This window comes from Halobacterium rubrum, from assembly GCF_021729015.1.
Classification (GTDB): Archaea; Halobacteriota; Halobacteria; order Halobacteriales; family Halobacteriaceae; genus Halobacterium; species Halobacterium rubrum.
Window position 1 is genome coordinate 1 of sequence record NZ_JAJQQZ010000006.1, and the last position, 5,528, is coordinate 5,528.

The following is a 5,528-nucleotide window of genomic DNA, read 5'->3' on the forward strand; positions in this document are numbered from 1 at the left end:
TGGCTGTTCGAGGCGAAAACCGCGTATGAATGGCAGGCGGCGAACCAGATTTCCCAGAGGCTCGCGCACTCCAGTACTGACCGGAACGCAGGCGGGCTTATCTTCCGTGTTCGGGATGGGTACGGGAGTCGCCCCGCCGCTATGGCCGCCTTAATACCGACCAACGGAATCGAACCGTTGCTCCCGACCCGACGTCGGGACACCAGTATCGGCAACTGATACTCCGTATGTAAGTGCAATCCAGTAAACGCCTGGACTCGACCACCCACAGTGTGGGTGAGTGCATGAGTGTGTGGCATCGACCTGTTAGTACTCGCGGGCTGAACGTCTCGTTGCCTCGACGCGTACACCCCGAGTCTATCGAACTCGTCTTCTACGAGCGGTCTCAGTGGCGTTTCTTTTCCAGGTGGGTTTCGAGCTTAGATGCATTCAGCTCTTACCCCGTGGTGCGTAGCTGCTCGGCACGTGCCCTCTCGGACAACCGATACACCAGTGGCACCCGTCCGTAGTTCCTCTCGTACTATACGGACGTTCCTGTCAAACACCAAACACCCCCAATAGATAGCAGCCGACCTGTCTCACGACGGTCTAAACCCAGCTCACGACCTCCTTTAATAGGCGAACAACCTCACCCTTGCCCGCTTCTGCACGGGCAGGATGGAGGGAACCGACATCGAGGTAGCAAGCCACTCGGTCGATATGTGCTCTTGCGAGTGACGACTCTGTTATCCCTAAGGTAGCTTTTCTGTCAGCAATTGGCCGCATCAAGCAGCCTAATTGGTTCGCTAGACCACGCTTTCGCGTCAGCGTCCCTCGTTGTGTAGGACACTGTCAGCCTATCTTTTGCTCTTGCACTCTTCGCCGAGTCTCTGACTCGGCTGAGATAGGCTTAGGGCGCGCTCGATATCTTTTCAAGCGCGTACCGCCCCAGTCAAACTGCCCGGCTACCGGTGTCCTCCTCCCGGAGTGAGGGTCACAGTCACTGACGGGTAGTGTTTCATGAATGACTCGGTGGCGTGCTAGCGCACGTACCTGTGTACCGTCTCCTACCTACCCTGCACATCAGCGACCGTGTCCCAGCGACAGCCTGCAGTAAAGCTCTATAGGGTCTTCGCTTCCCCTTGGGGGTCTCCAGACTCCGCACTGGAACGTACAGTTCACCGGGCCCAACGTTGGGACAGTGAGGCTCTCGTTGATCCATTCATGCAAGCCGCTACTGAAGCGGCAAGGTACTACGCTACCTTAAGAGGGTCATAGTTACCCCCGCCGTTAACGGGTCCTTCGCCCCATTGTACTGGGTGTTCAGATACCCGCACTGGGCAGGATTCAGTGACCGTACGCGTCCTTGCGGATTTGCGGTCACCTATGTTGTTATTAGACAGTCGGAGCCTCCGAGTCACTGCGACCTGCCTCATTGCGAGGCAGGCATCCCTTATCGCGAACTTACGGGACTAACTTGCCGAATTCCCTAACGTCGGTTATTCCCGACAGGCCTTGGCTTCCTCTGCCAGAGCACCTGTGTCGGATCTCGGTACGAATACCGTACTCGCCTTTTCACGGGCCCCAGATTGACTTGAGTTTCCCTATCTCGACGTTCGTCCGCTTCCTGCCATTACGGCTTCCACGGACTTCGACGATTCGACCGGACGAACGTCCGGCTCAAGCTGCTCCGAGGCGTCGGCTTTCACTGCACGGTAGCACTGGAATATTAACCAGTTTCCCTTTTGACCCGCTCGAATTACGACGGGCCTTAGGATCGGCTAACCCTCGGCTGATAAGCATTGCCGAGGAACCCTTGCTCTTTCGGCCATCGGGATTCTTACCCGACTAACGCTGCTACTATGGCCAGGATTTTCGTTTCCACTCGGTCCACTCGAGTTCTCACCCGAGCTTCCGCCCGAACAGAATGCCAACCTACTGGATCGCGGTGTCACCCGCGCCGTCAGGTCTCGGTGGCGAACTTGAGCCCCGATCATTTTGGGCGCCCCGAACCTCGGCCGGTAAGCTGTTACGCTTTTCTTAGAGGGTAGCTGCTTCTAAGCTCACCTCCCGGCTGTCTAGGGCTCGGGACCACCTTCAATCGCACTTAGCTCGCACTTTGGGACCTTAACCTAACTCTGGGTTGTCTCCCTCACGGTGCACAGGCTTACCCCGCACACCGGATTCCCTGCGTCCACGGCGTCCGTAGGTTTGGAGTTTGACAGGGGAGACAACTCCTCTCGGAGTTGAACTCCCCAATCGGTCGCTCTACCCCACGAACTACCTCGGCAGAGGTCATGCTTCGACATGTTTCGGTTGGAACCAGCTGTTGCCCGGTTCGATGGGCCTTTCACCCCTACACGTAGGTCACGGGAGGGTGTTGAAAGACACCAACCCTAACAGGCCTCCACATGGCTTTCGCCATGCTTCACCTTGCCCACGCGTAGATCACCGGGTTTCGGGTCGTGCCCGTTTGACTCCCCGCGCTTGAACACGGTGGCCCTCGCAATGCTGCGGCCGTATCGGTTTCCCTACGCCTTCCCGGATACCCCGGTTAGACTCGCCAAACAGGCACACTCCCTGGCTCGTTTTTCAAAACGTACGACGGAACATCGGCTCCTCACAGGTCCTACCACGAGCTTGCACTCGCGTCGTTCCCAGTGAGGCCTTTCATGCCCCGTCGCTCCATCGCCACCTGATTTCAAGCCCTATTTCACCCCCCTTCTTGGGGTGCTTTTCAGCGTTCGTTCACACTACTTGTTCACTATCGGTCTCGGAGAGTACTTAGTCTTGGCAGTCGATGCCTGCCACATTCACGAGGGATTTCCAACCCCCGCTACTCTGGAGCTGACGCACGCCATACTGGTTCACGTTACGGGGCTGTCACCCTGTATCGCACTCCATTTCAGGAGACTTCACGCGAACCCTCTGGCGCTGCAAGTCAGTCCGAACACCACATTGCCCGTGAGGGCTTCGGTTTGGACTGTGCCGCGTTCATTCGCCATTACTGACGGCGTCTCATTCGATTTCTCTTCCTGGCCGTACTGAGATGTTTCAATTCCGGCCGTTCCCCATTGCGCAAGGCAATTGCTGTGGGGATTCCCATTCGGAGATCCTGAGTTCTTCGCCTCCGTGCGGCTCCCTCAGGCTTATCGCAGCTTGGCACGTCCTTCGTCGGCATCCGAGCCGAGCTATTCACCAGGTGGCACAGTAGCCACGTTGGTTGCCGACTGCAAAGCAGTCGGCGAATATGGTACTCAACCACACGAAGTGGTCGAGTGTTGGCTGCAAAAGCAGCCAACCACGATGAATGTCGACCGTAGAACGGTCGACGATGCTCACCACATAATGGGTGAGCGCTGTCGGTCACGGATGTGACCAACAGTCGGTACTCGACCACGAGTGGTCGAGTCCAGTGAGCGCCTGGATTGCACTTACACACGGTTGTCATCGCACGTCCCTTGGTGAAGGGAGCGTACATCGACCCTTCCCACCCATACTCTCGCAGGGTGGTGCATCAGTCGTGCTCGGGAATCACCGTTGCGCCGTGCCCCACTTAAGGGGCACGCTTCGCGACGGTGACTCCCGAACGGGATGGACCCACTGGGATTCGAACCCAGGGCATCCTCCTTGCAAAGGAGGCACTCTACCGCTGAGCTATGGGCCCACCTCCCGATTGGGAGGGGAGTGTTAGCCTTGATGGTTTGTCGGTGTCCAACTGGGCACGACAGCGTCGATACCGAAATCGGTGAGCCGGGGCGTCGCCCCGGTCTCGGACGTTAGGAGGTGATCCAGCCGCAGATTCCCCTACGGCTACCTTGTTACGACTTAATCCCCCTTGCGGAGCCCAGATTCGACCAGCGCATGCCGGCCTCATCCGAACCCCACTCGGGTGATTTGACGGGCGGTGTGTGCAAGGAGCAGGGACGTATTCACCGCGCGCTGCTGACACGCGATTACTACCGAATCCAGCTTCATGAGGGCGAGTTTCAGCCCTCAATCCGAACTACGATCGAGTTTAGGAGATTAGCGCCTCCTCTCGGAGTGGCTTCCCATTGTCTCGACCATTGTAGCCCGCGTGTTGCCCAGCCCATTCGGGGCATACTGACCTACCGTTGCCCGTTCCTTCCTCCGCTTTAGCAGCGGCAGTCCCCCTAATGTACCCAGCTACCCAAAGGGTACTGCTGGCAATTAGGAGTGCGGGTCTCGCTCGTTGCCTGACTTAACAGGACGCCTCACGGTACGAGCTGACGGCGGCCATGCACCTCCTCTCAGTAGCGTCGGGTAAGGTCATCAACCTGACCGTCATGACTACTGTCGGGGCTGGTGAGATGTCCGGCGTTGAGTCCAATTAAACCGCAGGCTCCTCCGGTTGTAGTGCTCCCCCGCCAATTCCTTTAAGTTTCATCCTTGCAGACGTACTTCCCAGGCGGTCCGCTTCTCGGCTTCCCTACGGCACAGCGCAGGCTCGTAGCCTGCGCCACACCTAGCGGACATCGTTTACAGCTAGGACTACCCGGGTATCTAATCCGGTTCGAGACCCTAGCTTTCGTCCCTCACTGTCGGATCCGTTCTCCTGAGGCGCTTTCGCCACCGGCGGTCCGTCCAGGATTACAGGATTTCACTCCTACCCCAGACGTACCCCTCAGGTCTTCCGGTCCCAAGCTAGACAGTTTCCGCTGGACGCCTGCCCGTTAAGCGGGCAGATTTCCCAACGGACTTGTCTAGCCAGCTACGGACGCTTTAGGCCCAATAAGATCGGCCATCACTCGGACTGCCGGTATTACCGCGGCGGCTGGCACCGGTCTTGCCCAGTCCTTATTCGTGCACCACCTTAGGGTGTACAAAAGTGAAGGCTCTATGCCTTCACACTCGGAGTCCCCTTATCGCACTTGCGTACAGTGTAAAGGTTTCGCGCCTGCTGCGCCCCGTAGGGCCCGGAATCTTGTCTCAGATTCCGTCTCCGGGCTCTTGCTCTCACAACCCGTACCGATTATGGGCACGGTGGGCCGTTACCCCACCGTCTACCTAATCGACCGCAGCCGCATCCTGTGGCGCCGGAGCGTTTCCGGCTTCATCCCTTCCAGGGGTGAAGCGTTATCGGGGATTAGCCTCAGTTTCCCGAGATTATTCCCGTCCACAGGGTAGCTTGGCCACGTGTTACTGAGCTTTTCGCTGCGGGGCTGAACCCGCGCAACTAGCATGGCTAAATCGGACTCCGATAGCAATGGCCTCCGGCAGGATCAACCGGAATTTGCTGGGATATAGTTCCCAGCGACCAAGACTATCAAGTCTTGGTTTGGCGGGGACACGATATGTGTCCCTTGGCACACGACGGCTGTCGTGGCCAGTTGGATGTCACCAAACCATCAAGGCTAACATCAGATTCCATCTGTACGGCGGACCGCAGGGGTGGAATCCTCATTCCTTCGGACCTGAACGTAGTTCGCGGCGAGTCATAAACCCACCGGAACTGGTTTGGTCCGAGACGACGTTCGCATTCCTCCGAACGCCCCGTTATTACTTAAGGGCATCGAACCGCGCTCGAA

The 5,528-nt window shown here is 57.8% G+C and carries 1 tRNA gene and 3 rRNA genes; all 4 read right to left on the minus strand.

From position 1 onward, the window contains the following. Positions 1-31: 31 nt before the first annotated feature. Positions 32-153 (minus strand): 5S ribosomal RNA (gene rrf, locus LT971_RS16300). 134 nt (positions 154-287) lie between these two features. Further along, positions 288-3,202, minus strand: a 23S ribosomal RNA gene (locus LT971_RS16305). 372 nt (positions 3,203-3,574) lie between these two features. Then, positions 3,575-3,646, minus strand: a tRNA-Ala gene (locus tag LT971_RS16310). Positions 3,647-3,760: 114 nt separating this feature from the next. Beyond that, positions 3,761-5,233, minus strand: a 16S ribosomal RNA gene (locus tag LT971_RS16315). Together the 16S, 23S and 5S rRNA genes with 1 tRNA gene alongside form the textbook arrangement of a ribosomal RNA operon. Between the last annotated feature and the right edge of the window lie 295 nt (positions 5,234-5,528).